Origin of the sequence: Paraburkholderia dinghuensis, assembly GCF_003837865.1 — a bacterium.
Lineage (GTDB): Bacteria > Pseudomonadota > Gammaproteobacteria > Burkholderiales > Burkholderiaceae > Paraburkholderia > Paraburkholderia dinghuensis.
This window is the reverse complement of record NZ_RQIS01000012.1, coordinates 170255-195218: the sequence shown is the minus strand read 5'-3', so window position 1 is coordinate 195218 and position 24964 is coordinate 170255. Positions and strand designations below refer to the sequence as shown.

Annotated in this window: 19 protein-coding genes and 1 pseudogene; 8 read left to right on the top strand and 12 right to left on the bottom strand. The window is 65.3% G+C overall.

The window, feature by feature from the left end:
* Positions 1 to 139: 139 nt before the first annotated feature.
* Entirely contained in the window at positions 140 to 445 is a 306-nt protein-coding gene (locus tag D1Y85_RS17870) for a DUF4148 domain-containing protein (RefSeq protein ID WP_124152403.1), read from the bottom strand.
* A 282-nt stretch (positions 446 to 727) separates the two neighbouring features.
* On the opposite strand from D1Y85_RS17870, the gene D1Y85_RS17865 reads away from it, so the two are divergent.
* The 4 genes from D1Y85_RS17865 (at position 728) to D1Y85_RS17855 (ending at position 3349) form a co-directional block, all read left to right on the top strand.
* A complete protein-coding gene (locus D1Y85_RS17865) occupies positions 728 to 976 on the top strand; it encodes a BufA1 family periplasmic bufferin-type metallophore (RefSeq protein ID WP_124152402.1) in 249 nt (82 codons plus the stop codon).
* A gap of 31 nt (positions 977 to 1007) precedes the next feature.
* Positions 1008 to 1184, top strand: coding sequence for a multinuclear nonheme iron-dependent oxidase (locus D1Y85_RS27945; RefSeq protein WP_281278296.1), 177 nt, complete (start codon positions 1008 to 1010; stop codon positions 1182 to 1184).
* Between the two features lie 64 nt (positions 1185 to 1248).
* Positions 1249 to 1578, top strand: coding sequence for a multinuclear nonheme iron-dependent oxidase (locus D1Y85_RS17860; protein ID WP_281278295.1), 330 nt, complete (start codon positions 1249 to 1251; stop codon positions 1576 to 1578).
* Positions 1579 to 2044: 466 nt separating this feature from the next.
* Positions 2045 to 3349 (top strand): solute carrier family 23 protein, encoded by a 1305-nt coding sequence (locus tag D1Y85_RS17855; RefSeq protein ID WP_124152401.1) that lies wholly within the window; start codon positions 2045 to 2047, stop codon positions 3347 to 3349.
* Between the two features lie 114 nt (positions 3350 to 3463).
* Here D1Y85_RS17855 and D1Y85_RS17850 read toward each other — a convergent pair whose 3' ends face one another.
* Positions 3464 to 5131, bottom strand: coding sequence for a Na+/H+ antiporter (locus tag D1Y85_RS17850; RefSeq protein WP_124152400.1), 1668 nt, complete (start codon positions 5129 to 5131; stop codon positions 3464 to 3466).
* Positions 5132 to 5568: 437 nt separating this feature from the next.
* Here D1Y85_RS17850 and D1Y85_RS17845 point away from each other — a divergent pair, with 437 nt between their 5' ends.
* On the top strand, positions 5569 to 6846 hold the full coding sequence (locus D1Y85_RS17845) for an EAL domain-containing protein (RefSeq protein ID WP_124152399.1): 1278 nt from the start codon (positions 5569 to 5571) through the stop codon (positions 6844 to 6846).
* A 74-nt stretch (positions 6847 to 6920) separates the two neighbouring features.
* Here the strand turns inward: D1Y85_RS17845 and D1Y85_RS17840 are convergent, their stop codons facing one another.
* The 9 genes and pseudogenes from D1Y85_RS17840 to D1Y85_RS17800 form a co-directional block, all read right to left on the bottom strand.
* A complete protein-coding gene (locus D1Y85_RS17840) occupies positions 6921 to 10529 on the bottom strand; it encodes an indolepyruvate ferredoxin oxidoreductase family protein (RefSeq protein WP_124152398.1) in 3609 nt (1202 codons plus the stop codon).
* 459 nt (positions 10530 to 10988) lie between these two features.
* On the bottom strand, positions 10989 to 11954 hold the full coding sequence (locus D1Y85_RS17835; RefSeq protein ID WP_124152397.1) for an ion channel: 966 nt from the start codon (positions 11952 to 11954) through the stop codon (positions 10989 to 10991).
* Between the two features lie 224 nt (positions 11955 to 12178).
* Positions 12179 to 12424 (bottom strand): hypothetical protein, encoded by a 246-nt coding sequence (locus tag D1Y85_RS17830; RefSeq protein ID WP_124152396.1) that lies wholly within the window; start codon positions 12422 to 12424, stop codon positions 12179 to 12181.
* 72 nt (positions 12425 to 12496) lie between these two features.
* Positions 12497 to 12718 (bottom strand): hypothetical protein, encoded by a 222-nt coding sequence (locus D1Y85_RS17825; protein ID WP_124152395.1) that lies wholly within the window; start codon positions 12716 to 12718, stop codon positions 12497 to 12499.
* A gap of 181 nt (positions 12719 to 12899) precedes the next feature.
* Positions 12900 to 13862, bottom strand: a complete 963-nt coding sequence (locus D1Y85_RS17820) for a carbohydrate kinase family protein (RefSeq protein ID WP_124152394.1) — start codon at positions 13860 to 13862, stop codon at positions 12900 to 12902.
* Positions 13859 to 15205 carry an AGE family epimerase/isomerase gene (locus D1Y85_RS17815; protein WP_124152393.1) on the bottom strand — a complete coding sequence of 449 codons (1347 nt, stop codon included), beginning with the start codon at positions 15203 to 15205 and terminating at the stop codon, positions 13859 to 13861. The genes D1Y85_RS17820 and D1Y85_RS17815 overlap by 4 nt, the downstream gene beginning before the upstream one ends.
* 192 nt (positions 15206 to 15397) lie before the next feature.
* Positions 15398 to 16384, bottom strand: a pseudogene (locus D1Y85_RS17810) (LacI family DNA-binding transcriptional regulator); the annotation flags it as partial.
* A gap of 379 nt (positions 16385 to 16763) precedes the next feature.
* Positions 16764 to 18605 (bottom strand): EAL domain-containing protein, encoded by a 1842-nt coding sequence (locus tag D1Y85_RS17805; RefSeq protein ID WP_124152391.1) that lies wholly within the window; start codon positions 18603 to 18605, stop codon positions 16764 to 16766.
* Positions 18606 to 18840: 235 nt separating this feature from the next.
* The gene (locus tag D1Y85_RS17800) at positions 18841 to 19887 is read right to left on the bottom strand and encodes a bile acid:sodium symporter family protein (RefSeq protein WP_124152390.1); all 1047 of its coding nucleotides are present in this window, start codon (positions 19885 to 19887) and stop codon (positions 18841 to 18843) included.
* 540 nt (positions 19888 to 20427) lie between these two features.
* On the opposite strand from D1Y85_RS17800, the gene D1Y85_RS17795 reads away from it, so the two are divergent.
* The 3 genes from D1Y85_RS17795 to D1Y85_RS17785 all read left to right on the top strand — a co-directional run bounded on the left by D1Y85_RS17795 (position 20428) and on the right by D1Y85_RS17785 (position 23805).
* Positions 20428 to 20982 carry a hypothetical protein gene (locus tag D1Y85_RS17795; protein WP_124152389.1) on the top strand — a complete coding sequence of 185 codons (555 nt, stop codon included), beginning with the start codon at positions 20428 to 20430 and terminating at the stop codon, positions 20980 to 20982.
* Positions 20983 to 21594: 612 nt separating this feature from the next.
* A complete protein-coding gene (locus tag D1Y85_RS17790) occupies positions 21595 to 22692 on the top strand; it encodes a porin (RefSeq protein ID WP_124152388.1) in 1098 nt (365 codons plus the stop codon).
* 177 nt (positions 22693 to 22869) lie between these two features.
* Positions 22870 to 23805 carry a LysR family transcriptional regulator gene (locus D1Y85_RS17785; protein ID WP_124152387.1) on the top strand — a complete coding sequence of 312 codons (936 nt, stop codon included), beginning with the start codon at positions 22870 to 22872 and terminating at the stop codon, positions 23803 to 23805.
* A gap of 67 nt (positions 23806 to 23872) precedes the next feature.
* Here the strand turns inward: D1Y85_RS17785 and D1Y85_RS17780 are convergent, their stop codons facing one another.
* Entirely contained in the window at positions 23873 to 24832 is a 960-nt protein-coding gene (locus D1Y85_RS17780; RefSeq protein ID WP_124152386.1) for an NAD(P)H-dependent flavin oxidoreductase, read from the bottom strand.
* Between the last annotated feature and the right edge of the window lie 132 nt (positions 24833 to 24964).

The following is a 24964-nucleotide window of genomic DNA, read 5'->3' as shown; positions in this document are numbered from 1 at the left end:
CGTGCCCAGTGGTGCGACGCAACAACAACGGGCCCACTAACCAGATCGAACTGGAAAGCAGACCCGTTATCACAATCCACGCACGCGCAATTCGCGTGCGCTGCGCGAGGGGCCGAGGGCCCGACGCGTTCGAACCACATCAATGCCCGAAGTAAACCGACTTCACGTTCTCACGCACACCAGCCTGGGTCGCCGCATTGGCCGGAGCACCATAGGCGGTAGCCTGCGCTGCGTCCTTGTTTGCTGCAACGCGAGCCATGGCGGCCTGGATGTCCTGCGGATAGTACGGGCTCGCGAGTCCCGGCTTATAGCCGACCTTTTCCAGATCGGCGAGTTCGGCGCGGAGCTGTGCGCGGGTCACAGGCTGCTGGCTTTGCTGAGCGAACGAGAGAGCCGGGGCGGCGAGGACGGTAGCGGCAAGTGCTGCAGCGATAAGGCTCTTCATGGTGACTAACCTCCAAAGATTATATTTAGGTTCGTAACAATCGACTGATTGGAACCGTTGGAGGTAACTGTATTCCAGCGATAATCAAAGAAAAATAGCACCATGCGGCAAACATAATTACGGATTTCGTGAGGATTGCCCGATTTATCTGTCGTCTGATCCCATGCGGTTTGCTGTCGGGCAGTCCAAACCTCGTTGCCGCCGATGGGGGCAAAATGCTGCGAATGGGCCGCACGCGCCATATGCGGCATCCACGGCATACGGGATTCGAGGAGCCGCCGCATGAAGAACAGTCTCAGCCGCCAGGCGTTGATCGCGTCAGCCTTGGCGGGCCTTGCGACGGCGGGTGTCGCGCACGCGGATGAACAGGTGAATTGCTACGGCGTCGCAAAAGCCGGTCAGAACGACTGTGCGAGCAAGACCGGCGTGCACGATTGCGCGGGGCGGGCGAAGGTCGACCACGACAAGGGCGACTTCAAGACCATGCCGAAGGGCACTTGCGAGAAGCTCGGCGGCACGCTGGAAGAATGAGCCGCGACCGTTGCCGCGCAGCGTGCGCGCGATGAGCGCTGCACGTGCACCAGCGGGCGTTGGCATCGGCCTGCGTTACGCCCACTACGATGCGTTCATGGCGGCGCCACCTGCCGTCGACTGGGTCGAGGTCCACAGCGAAAACTATTTCGGCGATGGTGGCTACGATCTGCACGTCCTCGAAACGGTGCGCCGCGACACCCCGTGAGCCTGCACGGTGTCGGGCTGGGTCTGGGGTCGGCTACGCCGCTTGACGCGGACCATCTCGCCGGTTGCAGCGCCTCGTCGAGCGCATCGATCCCGCTGTTGTCTCCGAGCATCTCTGCTGGGGCGCGACGCCGCAAGGCACGCTAGATGATTTACTGCCGATGCCGCTCAATGCGGTCTCTCTCGATCATCTGTGCGCTCGGGTCGAGCAGGTTCAGGACGTGTTGCGGCGACCGATCCTTGTCGAGAACGTTTCGGTCTACGTGAGGTTTCGCGGCGATACGCTCGGTGAAACCGCCTTTCTCGCCGAACTCGCGCGCCGCACGGATTGCGGCGTGCTACTCGACGTGAACAATCTCTACGTCAACCAGTGCAATCACGGCGAGGACGATTGACCCACTGGCTGCAAGGGCGTCGATCCAGGATTTCGTCGATCGCAATGCGCATCCGGTCGGCGCCAACGACAGCGCAGGTACAACAACGCAGGTACAACAACGCAGGTACAACAACGCAGGTACAACAACGCAGGTACAACAACGCAGGCACAAAAAAAAACCGCTCAGGCCGTGAAGCATGAGCGGGAAGTCGGAGAGTTTACAGCTAACAACCTCTGCATGAGCTGTTAAAGGGTCACGCAGCAAGGCCAGTGTATCTGAGGCCTTATACGTGACCCATAGGACCAGTCTGAAAGCAATAGGCAAATCGTCAGGCAAACTTGGGTTTAGCGCGGCTTGCCACGCGAGTTCCGGCTCCGTACACTCGCGCCTTGATTGCCCTTAAGCGCGTCGTCGGAGTTCGCGCTCGCGTCACCGAACACCCTCAAACAATCAGAAGCAGCCCACACAGATAAGAGGAGCCCTAATGCCAGATTCCTATTTCCCCCGCTGGCGGGAGCAATCGAGCGCCGCGAAAAGCATCGTCGCCATCGACGAGCGCCTGCCCTGGCCGCAGATGTTCGCGATGGGCGTGCAGCACGTTGTCGCGATGTTCGGCTCGACCGTGCTCGCACCACTGCTCATGGGGTTCGATCCGAACCTGTGCATCTTGATGTCGGGTATCGGCACGCTGCTGTTCTTCGTGCTGGTGGGCGGGCGCGTGCCGAGCTATCTCGGGTCGAGTTTCGCGTTCATCGGCCTCGTGATTGCCGTCACCGGCTACGCGGGATCGGGGCCGAACCCGAATATTCCGATCGCGCTCGGCGGCATCATCGCCTGCGGCGTGGTCTACGCCATCATCGGGCTGATCGTGTCGGCGGTCGGCACGAAGTGGATCGAGACGCTCATGCCGCCCGTCGTCACGGGCGCGATTGTCTGCGTGATCGGTCTGAATCTCGCGCCCATCGCCGTGAAGGGCGTGAGCGGTTCGTCCTTCGATTCGTGGATGGCGCTCATCACTGTGCTCTGCGTCGGCGGCGTCGCGGTGTTCACGCGCGGCATGCTGCAGCGGCTCCTGATTCTCATCGGCTTGTTGATCGCCTATGTGATCTACGCAGTCGTCACCAATGGCATGGGTCTCGGCAAGCCGATCGATTTCTCGATCGTCGCCAACGCCGCCTGGTTCGGCATGCCGAAGTTCGTGTCGCCCGTGTTCGATCCGCACGCGATGACGCTGCTCGCGCCGATCGCCGTGATCCTCGTCGCTGAAAATCTTGGCCACATCAAGGCCGTTTCTGCGATGACCGGCACGAACCTCGATCGCTATATCGGCCGCGCGTTTATCGGTGACGGTCTTGCCACGATCGTTTCGGGCTTCGCCGGCGGCACGGGCGTCACGACCTACGCCGAGAACATCGGCGTGATGGCCGTCACGAAGATCTACTCGACGCTGGTTTTCGTGATCGCCGCGCTGATCGCGATCGTGCTCGGTTTTTCGCCGAAGTTCGGCGCCGTGATCCAGACGATTCCGGGTCCTGTGCTGGGCGGCGTGTCGATCGTCGTGTTCGGCCTCATCGCCGTCACCGGTGCGCGCATCTGGGTCGTGAACAAGGTCGACTTCTCCGATAACCGCAACCTCATCGTCGCCGCCGTCACGCTCGTGCTCGGCGCGGGTGACTTCTCGCTGAAGCTCGGCGCGTTCGGACTCGGCGGCATCGGCACCGCGACGTTCGGCGCGATCATTCTCTACGCGCTGCTGCGCCGCAAGCCCGCGCAACAGGCAGCGGTCTGACGCCGCGCTCAGTCTGTGCGGTAATCAAAGGCGGCATACGTGCCGCCTTTTTTTATGCGCGTGTGGGTGAAGCGAGGCGCAAACGGGCGCCTCGCACACCTCCTCGATGCGCCCTCACGCGCGGCTGCGCGCGCGCGAAATGATCGCCGTTTCGGTCAGATCGACTTCGCGCATCAGCTTCGCCATCGTCTCGTCGTTGATCTTTTGCTGATTGCGCAGCGCAAGCAGCGTCGCGCGTTCGGCGCGCATCGCGGCGAGTCGCATCTGCAGTTCGAGCCTCTCCGCGCGGCCTGCATGCGCACTGCGGGCGCGGTCCGTGTCGAGCATCGCGAGTCGCCGGCGATACAGGTCCATGACCCGTGCCGTGGTGTCGGCGGCATAGGCGGCTTCGGATTCGTCCATGCCGCGGGTGGTTTCGTCGTACAGCGCGTCGATTGCGCGGATCGCGGATTGCGCGGCCTGGATGCGCGCCGCGCGTTCCTCGGCGGCGTGCGGCGGTACGCTGCCGCGTCTTGCGCCGTGCAGCAGGAGCGGCAGTCCGACGATCGCCACGAGCAGCGAGGCCAGGATCACCCCCGTCGCGATGAAGATGGCGGTGTCGCGTCCCGGCAGGAGGCTGCCGTCTGCGAGCGCCACGGGTAGCGAGAGCACGCCCGCGAGCGTCACGGCGCCGCGCACGCCCGCCACCGTTGTGATCGCGATGGTGCGCAGCCCCGGCACCGCGTTAGCGATGCCGTGACGCGCGGCGCGCCGGCTCGCGAACCAGCGCAATACCCAGACCCACGCGAAACGCATCGCGTAGAGCGCCGCCAGGACGGCACCGATATAGCCAACGAGCCGAAGCATCTCCACGTTGCTCGTGTGATGCGCGTCGAGCAGCGCCTTGCCGAGAATGCCGGGAAACTGCAGTCCGAGCAGCGTGAACACCATGCCGTTGAAGACGAACTCGATCATCGTCCAGGTGCTCGTCGCGCGTACGCGCTCGGACACGGGTCCCATGTGCGCGGTGCTCGTGTAGTTCATCATCATGCCCGCCGCGACGGCGGCAAGCACGCCGGAGCATTCCAGATGTTCGGCGAGGAGATACGCGGCGAACGGGATCAACATCGTCAGCACGACGCCGGGCGCGGGGTCGCCTTCATCGGTGGCGTTGAGAAATTTCGCCGACACAAAGCTGAAAAGCCAGCCGATTGCGGCACCGATCGCGAGGCCACCCGCCGCGATCAGGACGAAGCTGAGCGCCGCTGCGCGCAGAGAGAAATATCCCGTGAGCGCGGCGGCAATGGCGAACTTCAGCGCGACGAGGCCGGAGGCGTCGTTCATGAGCGCTTCACCTTCGAGGATGTGCATTAGCTGCGCGGGTATCCGGTCTTTGCCGGCGATGGCCGAGAGCGCGACCGCGTCGGTGGGCGAGAGCACGGCGGCGAGCGCAAAGGCGACGGGCAGCGAAATCTGCGGCACGAGCCAGTGCACGAAATACCCCACGGCGACGACGGTGATGAGCACGAGGCCGAGCGCGAGCATAAGGATCGCGCGGCGCTGCAGGAAGAATTCGCGCTTCGGGATGCGCCAGCCATCGGCGAACAGCAGCGGCGGAATGAACAGCGCCATGAAGATATCCGGATCGAACGTGACGTGCGGATCGATTCGCGGAAACGTGAGCAGCGCGCCAATGCCGATCTGCACGAGCGGTAGCGGCAACTTCACGCGCACAAGCCGCACGACGACGCCCGAAAGCGCCACGGCGAGGAGCAAAATGAGGACGGTGAGCAGGATTTCCATCGATCAGGCGAAGGCGGGGGACGACGATGCGTCCCTTCAAGGCGGCACGATTGCGTGGTTTGCGTTCGGCTTTAGAGCCAGAACAGCCGTTGGACAGTGTAGCCCGAGGGCGGTTGCCGGCGCCGTGAAGCGAGCAGGGCGCGGCGGCCTCTGGATGCACTGGTGTTGGTGTGCCGGAGTCATCCGGCATGCTGCAGCGAGGTTGCTGCGGCGCGACGCACGCGCATCGGCCACGCACGCTTATGGTGCGTGGCGTGCCTGTTCGCGGCGCAACACGGCACGTGACGCCCGCATTTCGATGCTCGCCGCCATGGATGGAAAGTGCGCACGGACTTTGCTTTCACGCAGCCTGTGACGCAATGAATCTGGCTGCCGGCCACCATCCCGCGTGTGAGCGTCACGCGGATGCCGGCGATGATGTCGCGCGAGAGGCACGCATGACCACAGAACAGCAGGACAGAACGGCCGTTGCACCGCACGGCTTCAACATCAGCGTCACCTCGGGGTTTGAGCGCTATAGCGCTCAGCACGGCGAACTCACGCTGACGAGTGTATTCCAGCCCGTCTTCAGCCTCTCGCACATGCGGGCGATCGGCTACGAGGGGTTGCTGCGCGCGCACGATGCGCTCGACCGGCCGGTGCCCCCGCTCGACGTGTTCGGCGAGGCGGCCCGCATCGGCGAGGCGCTGCAGGTGGATCGTCTCGCCCAGGCGCTGCATCTGGAGAACTTCAAGCTGCTCGGCGCCGAGCGCGAATGGCTCTTCCTCAACGTGCATCCGGGCACGCTGATCGAGCCGTATCACACGGCGGCGCTGCTTGCGAATCTCGTGCGACTCGATTTGCCGCCGCGGCGCATCGTGCTCGAAGTGCTCGAAGACCCGGCCACGGATTTCGACGCACTGGCACAAGCCGTCGCGTCGTTTCGCGAACGCGGTTTTCTCGTCGCGCTCGACGATTTCGGCGCGGGCCACGTCGATATCGGTCGCGTGTGGCAGCTCAATCCCGACATCGTGAAGCTCGACCGCATCCTGCTTTTGCACGCGGCGCATCGCGCGGACATGGCGGCGACGCTGCCCGCGCTCGTCGCGCTGCTGCACGAGGCGGGCAAGCTCGTGCTGGTCGAGGGCGTCGAAACCGAGCAGGAAGCGCAGCTCGCGCTCTCGTGTAATGCGGATTTCGTGCAGGGGTTTTTCTTTGCGCGTCCGGCGCCCGGGCTCACCGATGCGGCGCTGGCGCGATCCGTGATCGCAGAGGCGACTGAGCGCTTCCGCTCGCAGGCCGAAGAGCGCGAGCGCGGCACCGCCAATCGCCTTGCGCCCTACGTGCGGGCGTTCGAGCGCGCGGCGGAGCGGCTCGCCGCAGGAGAGCCGCTGGAGGAGGTGTGCTGGAACTTCCTCGGGCTCACTCACGCAGCGCGTTGTTTTCTGCTCGATGCGAATGGACGGCAGGCCGGGCGCAATATCGTGTTGCGCGTCGATCGCGCACAGCACGACGCACGGTTTTTACCGCTTGACGACGCGCAGGGTGCGAACTGGCTAAGGCGTCCTTATTTTCGTTCGGCGGTTGCGGTGCCGGGGCATGTGCACGTCACGGCGCCGTATCTGTCGATCAACGAGGCGCTGCCGTGCGTGACACTTTCGATGGCGGTGCATGTCGGAGAAAGGTTGTGCGTGCTGTGCGGTGACATCGACTGGATTTTCGACGAGGTGGTTTGAGCACCTCGCGCGTCACAAAGTTAAAGGGCGGCTTTTTAAAGCCGCCCTTTTCGCATCCACACTCGTCGCGCGCGTTACTTCGCGACCACCACCGGAATGCCGCGCAACGATCCAGCGCCCTTGAACGAATCGAGTGCTTTCTGCACTGCCGCACTCGTTCGTGCGTCGAGTTGCAGGCGCGCCGCGAGCTCGCGCTCGTTGCGCTTCACCGCCGCGAGGTTCGCGAGTTTCACGTGACCGTAGCCACGCACACGCTGATGGAGGCTTGCGAGCGTCACGATATCGGCGGCGTTGTGCACATCGAGACGCGTGAGTGCGCTGCGCACGGTCGCCTCGTAGTCGTCGGCGAGCGCGCGCTCCATCCGACGCTCCACTGTGCGGCCGAACGGATCGAGCCAAGTTCCGCGCACGCCGCGTCCCTTCGATAGCAGCGCGAGTGCGCCCCAAAGCCACTGCCCGAACTGCATCTTGCGCGGCGCCTCACCGTGCTTCGCGCGCGCGACGAGCGGCGGCGCCATGTTGAACTTCACCGTGAAGTCACGGCCTGCGGTGCCTTCGAACTGCGCTTCGAGCGAGGCGCGGAATGCAGGATCGGTGTGCAGTCGCGCGACTTCGTATTCGTCTTTCACGGCGAGCAGGCGATAGAAAGTCGTCGCGACGGCGCGCGTCAGCGCCTCGTCGGTGCTCTCGTCGGCGCTTCGGGTTGCATCGACGAGCGCACGGAAGCGCAAAGCGTAACGCGCGCCGCCATACGCGACGAGACGCGCTTCGCGATCGGCGATCAGGTCGTCCAGCGTCTGTGTCAGCAACGGCTCGCTGGCGCGCCCGCGTTGGGCGTCGAGCGTATCGAGGGCCGCCGGGTCGGCGGCTGCGAGACGGCCGACTGAAAACGCGAGCAGATTCGCGGGCACGGCCACGTTGTTCAATTCGATCGCACGCGTGAGCGCTGCAAGCGAGACTGGCACGAGACCGAGTTGCCACGCGAAGCCGAGCATGAGGACGTTCGCGCCGATCGTATCGCCGAGGAAACGTTGAGCAAGCGCTTGCGCATCGCATGTCGCGAGCGGGTCTTGCGCGTCCGCCGCCACCGCGCCGCCCGTCGCCGCGTGGCGCATCTTCGCGAGCAGCGCGTCGGCGTGCAGGTTCGCATCGGGGTTCTGCACGAACGAAGCGTTCGGAATCGCGTGCGTGTTCACGACGATGCGCGTGCGGTCGCGGCGCACCGTTTGCAGCGCGTCGGCGCTCGCACCGACCACCATGTCGCAGGCGAGCAGCAGGTCGGCCTGCTGCGTGTCGATGCGGACCTGGTTGAGCAACGCATCGGTTGCGGCGAAACGCACGAACGAGAGCACCGAGCCGCCCTTCTGCGCGAAGCCCATGAAATCGAGCACCGACGCGCTCTTGCCTTCCAGATGCGCGGCCATGCTGATGAGCGCGCCCACAGTCACGACACCGGTGCCGCCCACGCCCGTCACGAGGATGTCGTAGGGGGCATTTTCGAGCGGCGTCTGCGGCACGGGCAGCGCGCTCACGCGCGCGGCGAGCGCTTGCGGATCGAACGCTGCGCCCGCGGCTTTCTTGAGCTTGCCGCCTTCGATCGTCACGAAGCTCGGGCAAAAGCCATTCACGCACGAGTAGTCCTTGTTGCACGACGACTGGTCGATGCGGCGCTTGCGGCCGAGTTCGGTCTCGATCGGTTCCACCGAAAGACAGTTCGACTGCACGCCGCAATCGCCGCAGCCTTCGCACACCGCTTCGTTGATGAAGAGACGCTTGTCGGGATCGGGAAATTCGCCTTTCTTGCGACGGCGGCGTTTTTCGGCGGCGCAGGTCTGGTCGTAGATCAGCACGGTCACGCCCGGTGTGTCGCGCAGTTCGCGCTGCACGGCGTCCAGCTCACGTCGATGGTGGAACGTCGTGCCCTTCGGGAAGAGGTCGTGATGGCCGTCGTACTTCTCGGGTTCGTCGCTCACGACGACGAAGCGCGAGACGCCTTCGGCTTCCACCTGACGCGCGATTTGCGGCACCGAAATGCTCCCGTCGACGGGTTGTCCTCCCGTCATCGCAACGGCGTCGTTGTAGAGAATCTTGTAGGTAATGTTCGCCTTCGTCGCCACGGCCTGGCGAATCGCAAGGATGCCTGAATGAAAGTAGGTGCCGTCGCCCAGATTCTGGAAGACGTGGCGCGTGTTCGTGAACATCGAGTGTGCGGCCCAGTCCACGCCTTCGCCGCCCATCTGGATCAGGCCCGTCGTGTCACGCTCCATCCACGATGCCATGAAGTGACAGCCGATGCCGGCCTGTGCGATCGAGCCTTCAGGCACCTTCGTGGACGTATTGTGCGGACAACCCGAGCAGAAGTACGGCGTGCGGCGCACGGCGTCGGCCTCGTTGGAGAGGATCTGATGCGCGACGAGATCGACCACGCGTTCGCGCCGGTCGAGCGCGGGCTTGTGCCTGGCGAGCCACTCGGCAAACACGGGCAGGATACGCGACGGGCGCAGCTCGCCGAGTTCGGAGAGAAGCGCCGCGCCGTCCTCGGTCGCCTTGCCGGTGATCGTCGGACGTGCGCCCGCCTTGCGGTTGTAGAGATGGTCCTTGATTTGCTGCTCGATCACGGGGCCTTTTTCTTCGATCACGAGCACGTCGGTGAGACCGGCGACGAAAGCGTCGATGCGCGACATCTCCAGCGGGAACGAGAGCCCCACCTTGTAGATGCGCACGCCTGCCGCGTCGAGATCGGCTACCGAGAGGTCGAGGCGTCGCAGCGCTTCCATCAAATCCAGATGGGCCTTGCCGCACGTGACGATGCCCACATTCGCATGCGGGCTTGGCGCGATCCACTTGTCGATGCTGTTCGCGCGTGCGAAGTGGCGCACGGCGTCGAGTTTCGCGGCGAGGCGTGCTTCGATCGCGAGGCTCGGCAGATCGGGCCAGCGGTTGTGCAAGCCGCCTGGCGGCGGCGTGAAGGCATCGGGTGCGGACCAGTCGGTGCGAATGGCATCGAGATCGACGGTCGAGCCCGATTCGACGGTCTCCGATATCGCCTTGAAGCCCACCCATGCGCCCGAGAAGCGCGAGAGCGCCCAGCCGTACAGGCCGAATTCGAGCATGTCGGCGACGTTCGACGGATTCACGATGGGCATGTGCCACGCCATCATCGCGAAGTCGCTCTGATGTGGCATCGACGACGAGACGCACCCGTGGTCGTCGCCCGCCACGACGAGCACGCCGCCGTGCGGCGACGAGCCGTAAGCGTTGCCGTGCTTGAGCGCGTCGCCTGCGCGATCGACGCCCGGTCCCTTGCCGTACCACATTGCGTAGACGCCTTCGACGGTACGCTCGGGATCGGCTTCGACGCGCTGCGTGCCGAGGACTGCCGTACCGCCGAGTTCCTCGTTGATCGCGGGGAGGAAGCGCACGCCGGCCGCGTCGAGCAGCTTCTGCGCCTTCCACGCTTGCTGATCGACCATGCCGAGCGGCGAGCCGCGGTAGCCGCTGATGAAGCCTGCGGTGTTCAGGCCGCGCGCGCGGTCGTTGGCGTGCTGCATCAGCGCGAGACGGATCAGCGCCTGCGTGCCGGTGAGGAAAATGCGGCCGCGCGTTGCTGTGAGGTTGTCGCTCAGACGGTAGTCGGCGAGAGGCGGGCTGGATGAATCGCCGAATGCGGGGCGGGCGGTCATGGGGGTGTCTCCGTTATTTGGCGCTTACGTGCCCGTTGGGCATGCGACCGGAGGAGGCGGGAGGGAGGGTTAATGCCCCGACTCCTAACGACAAGCGCTAAAGCGCCAACTCCGGTCGACAGCTCTGCATGGGACCGGAGTAAGCGCGTTGCATGGGGCGGGAATAAGCGCTAAAGCGCTAACTCCCGCCGACAGCTAAAGCGCTAACTCCGGTCGACAGCTCTGCATGGGACCGGAGTAAGTGCGTTGCATGGGGCGGGAATAAGCGCTAAAGCGCTAACTCCCGCCGACAGCTAAAGCGCTAACTCCGGTCGACACGCTGCAGGAGGCTCTATTTTTCAGCGCCAATGACGGAAATGTTTTGCTAACTACCCTCGCATATGGGGCGTGCGCGCGAGATGCTCCCCGAAGACCTCAATTTTTGAGGGAGATCTTGCCGGCCCGCCGTAACGGCCCGGCTCAGACCTCTTGCGAGCCTTGTGCGGGCGGCCCGTCATACGGCTCGACATCGTGAAATCGCGTGTAGTCCATATGACTCACACCGTCGACGTCGTGTAGCACATCTACGTAGCGGTAATGCCAGCGGATCTGGTTGTCCGACCAGCTATGGCGCGCCTGCATGGTCTGCGCGGTCGATTCGTCGGAACCTTCGATCATCACGAGCAGCGACGCGTTCTGACGCGCGAGCGATTCTGGCGTTTCGCCGTAGAGCGGGCTCGATTCGTCGATCACGTGCATGAGGTTCCAGCCGAGCGTGAAGATCGGATGCTGATCGCGCACGAGCTTGAGGTCGTGGATGCGGCGTGCGGTGTAGCCATCCGACGAGGTTTCGAGGCGCATCAGCCGCAGCTTCGCGCGCGCTTCGGCGATCACGTTCTGGCGCGCATTGGCGGCACGCGCCATGAGCGTCGTGCGGCCTTCGAGCGGATGCACCACCACCCTGCGCGCAAACACGATCTTCGCGTGCGGGCGCGAGAAGCGCGCGAAGATGAGTCCCGTGGACAGCGCGATCCCCGACATGCCGATGAAAATCTCCAGCGTCGCGATGATGTGCGCGTAAAGCGTTTGCGGATGCATGTCGCCGTAACCGACCGTCGCAAGCGTTTCGACGCTGAAGAAAAACGCGCCGCCGAAGCCGGGTGGGAACTGGTTGGCGATGGGCGCGTGGCCGAGCAGGTAGAGGCACGCGAAGAGTGTGTTGAGGAGCAGGAACAGCGCCCCGAGCAACGCGAAGAAGGTGGGCCACCGCATGGTGAGCGCGCCGTGATAGAAGTCGCGCCAGCCGGTCGCCGGCATGCCGTAGACCATGATCACCCGGTTGCCGATGCGCAGCTTGTGCGGCGCGCCGCGTCTGGACGGTGCGGACGCGCTGGTCGGCTGGTCGGCTTTTTGATTGGTGCTGCGCTCCGGCGGCTCGGGCGTCATGGTGTTCCCTTCGGGCTCGACTCGAAATGGGAAGAAGGGTAGCAACGACGGATGCGCGGGACAAGCGCACAGAGGGCGCTTGTGTGGCATGCGCGCGTCGTGTGCAGCGCGCCGCCTTGCGATGCGGTGCTGGATGGCCGCAATGACCGGCGCTTGCGCTGGCAACGCGCACAACGAACTTGCACGCGCGGCGCTACCCGCTCATACGCGCGGTACGCACAGCCTCACGGAAAAGTATGCGGTTTCGGAATGCCCGCGCCGTGCTCGATATCGGCGATGGCCTGGCGGCGCGCGGCATCGACGGCGACGGGGGCCGCGTCAAACCCCGCGTTACCGCCGACGGTGATCCACGGCTGCACGGGCTTGTCGCGGTGCGTGATCTGGTATTCGGCGTCCCAGCGCGCCCCCTGCAGTTCCAGCGGATGCACATGGATGGCGTAGACGCCGTAGAGAAAGAGCTGTTCGGCCATGATTGCCTCCAGCCGGATACAGGTAACACAGCCAGGTAACACAGCCCGAACGTAAAGCCGCGCAATGCCGGCTTACAGTTCGAGTTCACCAAGGATGCGATGCGCGAGCGCCTTGGCTTCTTCCAGCGCTTCTTCGGGCGTGCCCGATGTGCCTTCCACTTCGTAGACCGAGTTCTCGAGTTCCTCGCCGTCGTCGCGCTCCAGCGAGACCACGCCCTGGTAGAGTCCGCTGTCCATGGTCCGCGTCATTGCGACCGCCGTGTAGATACCCTTGGTGTAGCTGACGTCTTCCATAGCGTGCTCCTGGTGGAAGGAAACGCCGTCCCGGCGCAGCGCAGCGTACGGTGCCGGAAAGGAATTTCCATGCTAGCACGTTGCCCGCGCGACTGCGGGGCACGGATGTGTCAGCGGGGCTTCACTTTCGTGTCACGCGCGGCGTGACGTGGCTCAGACGATGGGGCAGCTCTCTGCGCCCTCAATCGGCGAGCAGCGCGACCACTTCGTCGAGCGTCGGCGAATGCGCGCCCGGTCGACGGCAGGCCGCTGCGCCCGCTGCCAGCGCGAAGTCGAGATGCTGGCGCCATGTGCGCCGCGGCGCGCTCATGAGGCTGAAAAGCAGCCCGCCGATCGACGCATCGCCCGCGCCTACCGTGTCCGCCACCTCGACGCGCGGCGGCGCGGCTTCGATGACTTCGCCTGCGGCGTAGAGCGTCGCCGGATGCGCACCACGCGTCACGAGCAGCGTGGCCGCCGGATTGAGCGCGCGCATGGCGTCGATCGCTTCGGCTTCGCTGTGACCCGGGAACAGCATGTGAAGGTCTTCGTCGGAGACCTTGATGAGGTCCGCGAGCGCTGCCATGCGGCGCAGGATCGGCTCGTAGCCGTGTGCCATCAGATTGCGGTAGTTCGGATCGAAGCTGATCTTGACGCCCGCGTCGCGCAGCTCGGCGGCGAGCGTCGCGAGCGTTTCTCCGAGCGGCTGACGCACGAGGCTGATGCAGCCGAAGTGCGCCCACTTCGCTTGCGCGCGCCAGCCAGCCGGCAGTTTCGCGGGATCGAATGCGAGGTCCGCGCTCTGCTCGCCGATGAAGTAGTACGCGGGCGGATGCGTCTGATGCACGATCGCGAGCAGCGGAGGACGCTCGACGCGCTGCATGAAGCGCATGTCGAGGCCTGCGGCGACGCTCGCGTTCCAGAGTTCGTCGGAGAAATTGTCGGTGCCGAGTGCGCCGGCGCACGCGGTCGGCAGACCGAGCCGGGCGACCGCGCGCGCGACGTTCCAGCCCGCGCCGCCTGGATGCGCGCGCCATTGCGAATCGGCCTGGAGTGGCGTGCCGTCCGGCGCGGCGACGCGCACGAGATCGGTGAGGATGTCGCCGGCCGAGATGAAGGCCGGGAAGCCCGACGAGAAGTCGGGGCCCGTGTTGCAGGTGCTCATGGTGTGGCTCCCTCATGTCGGGCGTCGTCAGCGCCGGACGCTTGTGCGAACGCGGCGCGGCGGCCGAGGACCGGCGCCATGCCGCGCCCCGGCAGTGCGTTGAGCGTCTCGTAGCACGCGCCCATCGTGTGATAGTCGGTCTTGCCCGCAGGGCTCTTTTCGTCGCCGTACTTGCGGTTGTCGCAGGTGAGGATGCGGTACCACGCGCCGTAGCGGTGATCGACGAAATACGTCCAGCTGTAGCGCCAGAGTTCGTCATACCAGTCCCAGAAGCGCTCGTTGCCCGTGCGTTTCGCGAGCAGCGCGGCCGTAGCGAAGGTTTCGGCCTGCACCCAGAAGTACTTGTCGTGATCGCAGACCGTTCCGTCCGTGCCGAAACCGTAGTAGAGCCCACCGTGATCGTTGTCCCACGCGCGCGCCATGGCGGCGTCGAACAGTTCGATCGCGCGCGGCAACAGCCACGGCAGCGGACGATGGCGCTCGAGGATCAACAGCAGCTTCGCCCACTCGGTCTGGTGTCCCGGCTGGAATCCCCACGGACGGAAGATGTTCGAACTGTCCTCTTCGTTGTAGTGCCAGTCCACCGACCAGTCCGCGTGATAGTGCTCCCATACGAGGCCGTTAGAGAGCTTCGCCTGGCGCAGCGTGAGGTTCGACGCGAGACGCTCGGCGCGGTCGAGATAGACGAGGTGGCCGGTCGCCTCATACGCGGCGAGCAGCGCTTCCGTCGTGTGCATGTTCGCATTCTGGCCGCGATAGCTCGATACGACCCAGTCGGCGCTCGCTTCGTCGGCGTAGAGGCCCGCGGCGGCATCCCAGAAGCGGTGGTCCATCAACTCGAACGTCGCGCCGATCATCGGGCGCGCTTCTTCGATACCCGCCATCGCCGCGTGCGAGTACGCGAGCAGCACGAACGCGAGGCCGTAGCAGTGACGCGTGGCGTCGAGCGTGCGCTTCTTGCCGTCGCGCCAGTCGATCTCCCAGTCATAGCCTTCGTGCTGCGGATCCCAGTGCGCGTCGCGCAGGAACTGCAGGCCGTGGCGTGCGTACTCGAGATACTGCGCGTCGCCGAACTCGCGATACGCCATCGCATAGTTGAAGACGAAACGGCAACTGCTCACCAGATGCCGCGAGTGCGCGTTGTAGACGGTGCCGTCGTCGCGGAAGTAGTGGTGAAAACCGCCCGATGCGTCGAACACGTTGGGCGCGTAAAAGCGCAGCGTGTCCTTCACGTGCGAGAGCAGGAACGCGCGGTCGCGGAAACTGGCGACTGGCGGCACGCCCGCTTGCGGCGAGTGCGCTTCGGGTTGGGTGACAGCGGCGGTCTTGGTGAGCTTCGTCATGGCGTTCTCATCATGGCGTTAGCGTGGTTTCAGCGCGGCACGCGCTGCGGTGCCGCGCGTGGCCCGTGCGGCGGCGGTGTCTTCGGCAATTGCGTCGTCTGCGTCGGCGCAGGTGAGGGCGGCGTTCGGCGCGCTCGGGTGGTCGGTCATTCGCAAATCAGGTTGCGTGGTACGCGTGCCCTCGGTAGCCGGGAGTACCTTTGCTGTCGTGCTGCCGCGTGCGATCAGTTGCACCGGCAGGAAAATTTCGGTGACGCTGGGCGCTTCTTCGAGCAGCAACTCTACCCCGCGCCGCCCGAGCGTTTCCTTGTCGACGGCGATCGTCGAGAGCGACGGCACCGCATGGGCAGCACCCGCAATGTCGTCGAAACCGATGATCGCGATGTCCTCCGGCACGCGCAGGCCGCGCGACTGGCACACGCGCATCGCGGCGAGCGCGGCGGCGTCGTTGTAGGCGAACACGGCGTCGGGTGCTGCACCGCGCGTCTCGTCGAGTAAGTGCGCCATCGCGCGCGCGGCACCGGTATCGGGGTCGAGCCCGGCGTCGATCGTCACTTCGAGCGATGGATCGAACAGGAGCCCCGCTTCGAAGAACGCGCGTCGGTAGCCGAGCGCGCGCTGCGCGATGCTGAAGTGCGCGAGCGATCCGCCGATGAACGCCACGCGCCGGCGCCCCATTGCGAACAGGTGATTCATCGCGAGCGTGGCGCCCGCGACGTTGTCGATGTTCACCGAGCGCAGATCCGGCGCCCACAGGTCGATCAGCACGAGTGGCCGCTGCAGCGCGACGAGCGCACCGAGCGTCTCCGGTTCGACGAAGCCTGCCACGGCGATCGCGTCGGGTGCGTGCAGGCGAAGCTGGCGGATGGTGTCGTCGGCGGGGCCGGCGGTGAGCAGCGCGGGCACGATGCCGTGTTCGCGGCAAGCGTCCTCGACGCCGTGCAGCACGTGCGAGAAGAACGGGCTTGCAGCGAAGTTGTTGTGCTGGCGGTGCAGCAGGAACGTGAGCCGGCGGATGCGCGGGCGCAGCTGGGCGCAATCGTAGCCGAGCGCGCGCGCGACTTCGACGATGCGCGCTCGCGTGGACTCGGAGAGGCCCGACTGGTTTTTGAGCGCGCGTGAAACCGTGCCGATCGACACGTTGGCTGCCTGCGCGACGTCGCGAATGGTTGTCCCCATGGCTCCCGGCTGGCGGCGCGCCACGGCGCCGCGTGGTGTTCGTCTGATATCGGGGCGATTGTATAGTAAAAATCTGGCTAAACAGCCTTCGTTGCGCTTCGGTTACGCCCGTAAATACCAGAAACGGAAGCGATAAACGCGCAATTAAACGTTTAGTAAAAACGACGAAACAAAGGTTGTTGACCAGTTCGGAGGCACGAGACCGCGCATCGCAGATCGAGTGAACGGCGCGTTGGCTGCTTCGCGGTGCAACGGTAGCGGCGGCATGCACCGTCCGCCATCGCGTGAAGGTCCGAAGGCGTGCCGATGCGCAGGGTGCCGCCATAGCGCCCCATCCGTGCCGAGCGGCGCGTGCCGCTGGAAAGAGAAAAAGCGGGCGTCAGCCCGCAGACGACGCGGGTTCGCCGTGCACAGGCAGCAGCGCCGCGCTGTCGCTGCCGTCGATCACGACGAGGCCCGCCGCTTCCTGCTTCGCCTGGCGCTTGGCGAAGGCCGCGAGCGACGCGATCGCCTCGCTGGTGTGTCGCCCGCCGCTGCCAGGCGCGATATGCACGCAGCCGATCGCCATCGTCACGAAGCCGAAGAACACGCGATTGCCCTGGCGGTCCTCGCCTTCGATGCCACCCGCGAGCCGGTCCGCAGGCGCGTAAAAGCGCTGCGCGCCCGCGTTGAACGTATCGATCGCGCGTTGCGCGCGTTCGAGCCAAGTCTCGCTCTGGAACAGGATCAGGAAGTCGTCGCCGCCCACGTGGCCGAGGAAATCGCGCGTCGGGTCGCAGGCGTCGGCGAGCACGGTCGCGGCGAACTTCAGCACTTCGTCGCCCTGCCAGTACCCGTATTGATCGTTGAACGGCTTGAACTGGTTCAGGTCGACGTAGCAAGCGTAAAAGCCTGCATCGTTCGAGAGCAGCCGCTCGATGTGCGAACTGATCGGAATGTTGCCCGGCAGGAACGTGAGCGGATTCGCGTAGCGCGCGGCCTGGATGCGCACCTCGGTCACCGCCCGCACGAGGCTCTCGCCGGTGCCGAGGCCCGCGTAGCGGCCGTTGTCGGTGATAACGAAGCCGTCGGCGAGATAGCGCTGGTCGTCGCTCGCGAGCAGCGTCGCCATCTGCTCGACGGTCATCGACTGCTCGATCAGCACCGGCGACGCGTTCGCGAACTGCATGCACGCCTTCTTGCCGAACAGCTCGCGGTGATAGGGCAGCGCATAGCGATCCATGAACGCGCGGCGGTTGATGAGCGCGACCGGCGTTTCGCCCTCGACCACGGCGAGCGCATGCAGCTCGGGCTCGCGGTTGAAGACCTGGAGAACGTCGTTGTTGGTGGCGTGGCGCGGCAGCGTCGGTGCGTGAACCATCATCTTCGCCGCCGGCGAGCCACTGCCCGATTGCACCGTCGCGGCGCGGCGCGCGGCTTCGGGAAAGACGGCGATGTGACCGGCGCGGATCGCTTCACTTGCGTCGTGCGCGAGCGCGAGCGCGGGACGCGTCTCGGGGCGGCCGAAGAAATATCCCTGCCCGCTGCCGATGCCCATGTCGCGCAGCACGATCAGATCGGCTTCGCATTCGATGCCCTCGGCGACGATCCGCGCACCGCTCGCCTGCGCGAAGTGCTGCATCGCGCGCACGGCTTCGAACTTGAGCGAATGCTTCGCGATGCCGTCGATGAAGAAGCGGTCGATCTTTACGATGTCGGGATGCAGGCGCACCCACAGGTTCAGGCTCGAGTTCGCGGTGCCGTAGTCATCGAGCGCGAATTGCGCGCCGGCCGAGCGCAGGGCATCGACGACGGGGGTGAAGTCGTTGCTGTCGTCGATGGCGCTCTGCTCGGTGAGTTCGACCACGACGCGGCGGGCGTCGAGCGTGCCGTCGAAGAGGGCGAACGTGTCGCGGCCGGACGCGGTGAGTTCGCGCAGGGCGTCGGCGCTGAAGTTCAGGAAGAGCTTGCCCTGGCCGTCAAACCTCACGAAAGCGTCGATGCAGACGCGCGCCGCCGCGTGTTCGAGCGCAGTCGTGCAGCGCTCTTCGTGCGCGCGCGCGAAGAGTGCAGCGGGCGATTCGAGCGGCGATCCGGCGGGGCCGCGAATCAGGCCCTCGTAGCCGAGGATCGCACCGTCCGCGAAATCGACGATCGGCTGGAATACGGCGCGCAGATTGCACCGTGCGATCAGATCTGCGATGCCAGGCGGGATGGAGGATGAGGATGCGCGAACAGACATAAGCGAGCCATTACAGGCAGTAACGACACGCTTAACGGCAACAACGGCCGACAATTAAGTGAATTTTTGGTGACAGGGGCGCGCAATCGTTAGCGAGGCTAAGCAACGGGCGACATGCCGGGAATGGCTGTGGTGGCGAAGCTTTGCTTCGTGAAAGGCAGGGGCAAGAGGCAGGAGGGCGAAAGCCCAAGATCGCGCGCCGCCCGCCCCGGGCGGCGCAAATCTCCTGCGCGGTTTAACGCCGCACCGCAGCCGCCGTGCGCTTAGTGCCACCCGCGCGCGATTCGTCGCCTGCGTGCGCGTCGCGCTCGCCGCTCATGTCGCGCGCGCCCCAGTGCTGCGCGAGCGCGGCGCAAACCATCAGCTGGATCTGGTGGAACAACATGAGCGGCAGCACGACCGCACCTACCGCGCTCGACGCAAAAATCACCTTCGCCATCGGCACCCCGGCCGCGAGGCTTTTCTTGGAGCCGCAGAAGATGATCGTGATCTGGTCGGCTCGCGAGAAACCGAGCTTCTTGCTGGTGAATATCGTGATGCCGAGCGCGAGCGCGAGCAGCAATGCACTCACGACGATGATCCCGGCCAGCGCGGAAATCGGAATGTGGTGCCAGAGGCCTTCGTTGACGGACTCGCTGAATGCGCCGAAGACGACGAGCAGGATCGAGCCCTGATCGACGAACTTGAGCATGCCGCGATTGCGCTCGATCCACCGGCCGATCACAGGGCGCAGCAGTTGCCCTGCGATGAAGGGCACGAGCAGTTGCAGCACGATGTTCCAGATCGTGTGCCACGCCGAGCCGCCGCTCGCGGCCTGGTTCGTGATGAGGAGGCTCACGAGCGCGGGCGTGACGAAGATGCCGATCAGGCTCGACGCCGATGCGCTGCAGACCGCGGCAGGCACATTGCCGCGCGCAATCGATGTGAAGGCGATCGACGACTGGACAGTCGAGGGCAGCGTGCAGAGGAACAGCACGCCCGCGTAGAGCGCCGGCGTGACAAGCGGCGAAAGCACGGGCTTGAGCGCGAGGCCAAGCAGCGGGAAGACGACGAAGGTGCTCGCCAGCACGACAAGGTGGAGGCGCCAGTGCGTCGCGCCCGCGATGATCGCTTCGCGCGAGAGCTTCGCGCCGTGCAGGAAGAACAGCAGGCCCACGGCGAAGTTGGTCAGCCAGTTGAAGGCCGTGGCGGCCTGGCCATGCACGGGGAAAAGGCTTGCGAGGATCACCGCGCCGATGAGGCACAGGGTGAAGTTATCGGGGATGAATTTCGGACGGGCCATCTGGGCAATCTCAGGTGCGCATCGGCGCGGTGCGGCGCGGGTTGCTATGCGGCGACAGGTCGTGCGCCGCGGTCATCGAAAACGCAATTGTCCCCGCAAGCCTATTGAAAAAGCAAATTCATTTGAAGAATTGATTAATGATACTAACGCATGATCCGGATGCGGCGATGGTCCGGCGGCTTCGTGCGGTCGCACTCGCTCGACACACCTCGGCACGCGTGCGGCACCCGTCCGGCAACTGTTGCACGGGCATCAATCGGACCGGCTCGCAGAGCCTTGTCCGACGGCGCTCCGAAGCCAGAAAAACCGTGCAGTAACATGGCGTTACAACCCTACTGGCGGCATAACATCTTTTGGCTCGACACCCATCCGGGGCGCCCATAAATTACCGTCAAAGGGCGCTCGGGTCCGTCGCGGTGGCAATCGCTGCGCACCACGCGAGTACCCGCTTCAGGACAGGCCCCGCCACAGCCCGAGTGGCGGACCTTCAGGCGGAACGTCGGGCGGACGATCGACACAATGCACGCAGGTTTGTCACGAATGGGACGGTGGGTCTTCGGGGCCGGATTGATGGCGCTCGTCGCGCTTGCCCACGCGCAGCCTGCGTATTCGTCGGCGCACGCGGGCGGCGGCTTTCAACGGACGCCGATGGCGAGCCCGTCGTCCGGCGGCGCAGGGCGCGGCGGCATGCCGTGGGCGGGCCGCGAGCGCGGCGCCTGGGGCGCGCGTGAGCCGGCTCCCACGCGCCGTGAGGCGGCCTATGGCGGCGGCTCGGGCCGCTACGCCGCGGGACCGATGCATGTCGCCGACCAGGGCGGCTTGCGCGAGCGCGGCGGCCGAAGCGCCGGAAGGGTGAATGGCCAGCCGGATCGCGCGACGGGCGGCGGCTATGGCATCTACCGCAACGGGCCGATCACACCGGTCAGCGAGCCGATGCGTCCGGTACCGCATCCGCCGGCAGACTCGCCGGTGCGGGCGGGTTCGATCCGCGAAGACGTGGCGCGCTACAACGAGGAGCGCGGCTCATTCCGGCCTGTACCGCGCGGCGGCGGTGAAGTGCCACGTCCGCCGATGCCGTCCCCCTATCGCAACTAGCGCTCACTGGCGCTTTGGGCCCGGCGCTGGCTGCCATCGCCCGGCATAGGCACCTGGCATAAGCGCCCGGCCGCGCGTCGGCCGCCGCATCAATAACCTTCCGTCGATTTCCTCCTTCTAGCGGCGCGTCCCGTTGCGCGCGCATCGAACTCCCTCCCCTTGCCCAGCGATTCGCAAGTCCCCGGCGCGAATCGGCCCGATCTGACGCGCGGACACCACACTTTTTGAAAAATCGCTCGTCATACACAACCCTTTCATCATCAAATCTCGGCTTCGTTTTGGCGGTGCGTCAATCGCAGTCCGGGGCGCTCGGGAAAAACCGCGCAGAAGCGGCTCAAATGCCCGAAAAGGTGGTGCGTTGCAGCGCAGCGCAATGAGGCCGCCACGCGGCCGCTGTGGCCCGCGTGGACGGCAATACCCTTCCTGACATACCGGTAACGGCAGCGAGATATTTGGTCGCGCAGCCGGTCCGCGAAGGTGGCCGGGCCTCGCGCCCAATGCCCAAGGCCCGGAAACGGCCACGCCTGCGAACGACGAAAAACAATAAATGGTTTGCGCGAGCGTCATCCGCCGCCAAGCCCCGTTTTTATTTTGCAAAAGTGTGGAGATTTCATGAAAACAACCTTTAGCCGCGCGCTGCGCACCACCCTGAAGGCGAGTGCACTCGCCGCCGTTCTTGCTGCTGCCTCGTCATCGGCGTTTGCACAGTCGAGCGTCCAGCTCTACGGTCAGGTCGACGCGTGGGCCGGGGTCACGAAATTTCCGGGCGACAATGCATCGGTGGGTGTCGGCGGCGGCGGCATGTCGACGTCTTACTGGGGCCTGAAAGGCTCCGAGGATCTCGGCGGCGGCTACAAGGCGATCTTCACCCTCGAAAGCTTCTTCCGTCCGCAGAACGGCCAGTTCGGCCGCTTCCAGGGCGACACGTTCTTCGCCCGCAACTCCTATGTCGGCCTCGAGACGCCGTACGGCACGCTCACGGCGGGCCGCCTGACCACGCAGCTGTTCGTCTCGTCGATCCTGTTCAACCCGTTCATTGATTCGTACACGTTCTCGCCGATGGTGTACCACGTGTACCTCGGCCTCTCGACGTTCCCCACCTACACGACCGACCAGGGCGTGGTGGGCGACTCGGGCTGGAACAACGCCGTCCAGTACTCGACGCCTGACTTCAACGGCCTCTCGGGTTCGGCGATGTATGCGTTCGGCAACCAGGCCGGCGAGAACGGCGCGAAGAAGTGGAGCGTGCAGGGCTTGTACTTCCACGGCCCCTTCGCCGCGACGGCTGTCTATCAGTACGTGAACTTCAACAACACGCCGGGCGACATCGGCACGATCTCGGCCGATGGCGTAACGGCGCTTGGCCTGAAGAGCCAGGGCGTCGGGCAGATCGGCCTGTCGTATGACCTGAAGTTCGTGAAGTTCTTCGGCCAGTACATGTACACGTCGAACACGCAGCAAATCGGCAGCTGGCACGTCAACACGGTGCAGGGCGGCGTGACGGCGCCGGTCGGCCCGGGTACGGCGATGGCCTCGTATGCGTACTCGCGCGACACCGGCGGCTTGAACCAGACGCGCCAGACCGCGGCAGTCGGCTACGACTACCCGCTCTCGAAGCGCACCGACGTCTATGCCGCGTATATGTATGACCACTTCGACAACATGTCGTCGGGCATGACCTACGGCGCCGGTATCCGCGCGAAGTTCTAAGCCTCCGGCCGCATCGACCAACCCCGCGCTGCTCCGCAGCGCGGGGTTTTTGCTTTCTGGAACCGGCGCGCATTGGCGGCTTTGCACACCCGGAATTGATTAGACGCGCACAATGGCGGCGATTGATTCCCTGTGCTTTACGATGCTCAACCCGCTAAACCGTTACGCCAGCGCCCGATGGATACCCTCGTCAGCATGAAAGTGTTTCGCCAGGTCGTCGAGTCGGGGAGCTTCGTGGGAGCCGCGGAGCGCATGAACCTGTCCGCGGCGATGGCGAGCAAGCACGTCGCGCATCTCGAACAGCAACTGGGCGCGCGCCTGCTCAACCGCACGACGCGCCGCGTCGCGCCCACCGAGGCGGGCCGCGAATACTACGAGCGTCTGGCGCAGGCGCTCACCGAACTCGACGAAGCCGGTCAGGCCGTCGGTGCCGCGAGCGTGGTGCCGCAGGGGCGGCTGCGTGTGTCGTCGCTGACCGCGTTCGGGCTGCGCCACGTGATGGGCGCGGTTGCCGATTACGCGGCCGGTTATCCGCAAGTCACCGTTGATATCACGCTTTCCGACCGCGTCGTCGAGCTGATCGAAGAGGGCTTCGACGTAGCGATCCGCGCGGCGCCTTCCGGGCTCAAGTCGTCGTCGCTGATTGCGAGGCCACTCGCTACCGCGCACATCGTGCTGTGCGCGTCGCCCGAGTATCTGCGCCGGCGCGGCGTGCCGAAGACCGTCGCCGACCTTGCGCACCACGACTTCGTTCATTACGCGGGGGCGTCGGCGCAGGAACTCGCGCCATTCTCCGATGCGCTCGCGCGCCCGAAGCCGCGCGGCAACCTGATCGTCAACCACCTCGAAGCGCTGCGCGTGGTCGTGCTGCAGGGCGGCGGGCTGTCGATGCTGGGCACCGAGGTGGTCGGCGACGACATCGCCGAAGGCCGCCTCGTGCCGCTGCTCGTCAATGCGCTGCCGCTGCGCGAGTTGCCCATCTACGCCGTGTACGCGAGCCGGCGGCATTTGTCGGCGAAGGTGCGCTCGTTCGTCGATTTCCTGGCTGAGCGTTTCGACGATCGCGGGCTATGGCCCGACGTCGAAGCGATTCGCGCGGCGGCGGCTTCGTAAGCGGCGGGAGCGTCCGGTTCGCGCGTCGCGGGCGTGGGCTGGCTGACTGTGACGCTGTCTGTGACCTTCAGCGCCCCACGCCGAGCCGCGAGCGCGTCTCGGCGTACTCGCGCCTGAGCCGCGCGACGAGTTCCGCAACAGACGGAATGTCGTCCATCAGCCCCACGCCCTGGCCCGCGCCCCAGATGTCCTTCCAGGCTTTCGACTTGTCGCCGGCGAAGTTCATCTTCGATTTGTCCGAGTCGGGTAGCGCGTCCGGGTCGAGCCCCGCGTTGACGATGCTCTCCCGGATGTAGTTGCCGTGCACGCCGGTGAAGAGGTTCGTGTAGACGATGTCGGCGGCCTTTGCCGAGAGGATCGCGCGTTTGTACCCTTCGACCGCGTGCGCCTCCTGCGTGGCGATGAAGCGCGTGCCCATGTAAGCGAGGTCCGCGCCCATCGCCTGCGCGGCGAGAATCGAACCGCCGTTTGCGATTGCGCCCGATAGCACGATCGGTCCGTCGAAGAGTCGCCGCACTTCGCCCACGAGTGCAAACGGCGATGTCGTGCCCGCGTGGCCGCCCGCGCCCGCCGCGACGAGGATCAGCCCGTCGACGCCCGCTTCGAGCGCCTTGCCCGCATGGCGCAGGTTGATGACGTCGTGCAGCACGATGCCGCCGTAGCTGTGCACGGCGTCGATGATCTCGCGTGCCGGTGCGCGCAGGCTCGTAATGAAGATCGGCACCTTGTGCTCGATACAGACGCGCACGTCATGTTCGAGGCGCTCGTTCGACTGATGGACGATCTGGTTCACGGCGACCGGTCCGATCGCGGCGCCGGGGTTGGCGGCTTTGTAGGCCGCGAGTTCGGTTTCTATCTGCGTGAGCCAGGCGTCGAGCTGTTCGGCGGGGCGTGCGTTAAGCGCCGGGAACGAGCCGACGATGCCGGCCTTGCATTGCGCGAGCACGAGTTCGGGATAGCTGACGATGAACATCGGCGAGCCGACGACGGGCAGCGAAAGATTTTGCAGGACGGCGGGTAGTGCCATGGCGAGCGTCTCCTTGTGCGCCCCGCAGCCGGACGATGTGCGCGGTGCGGACGCCTTCTTCAGCTTTCAGGACATGGACAACGGAACCGGCGATGGATCGGATCCGATGGAGCAGATCGTACCGCCTCGATG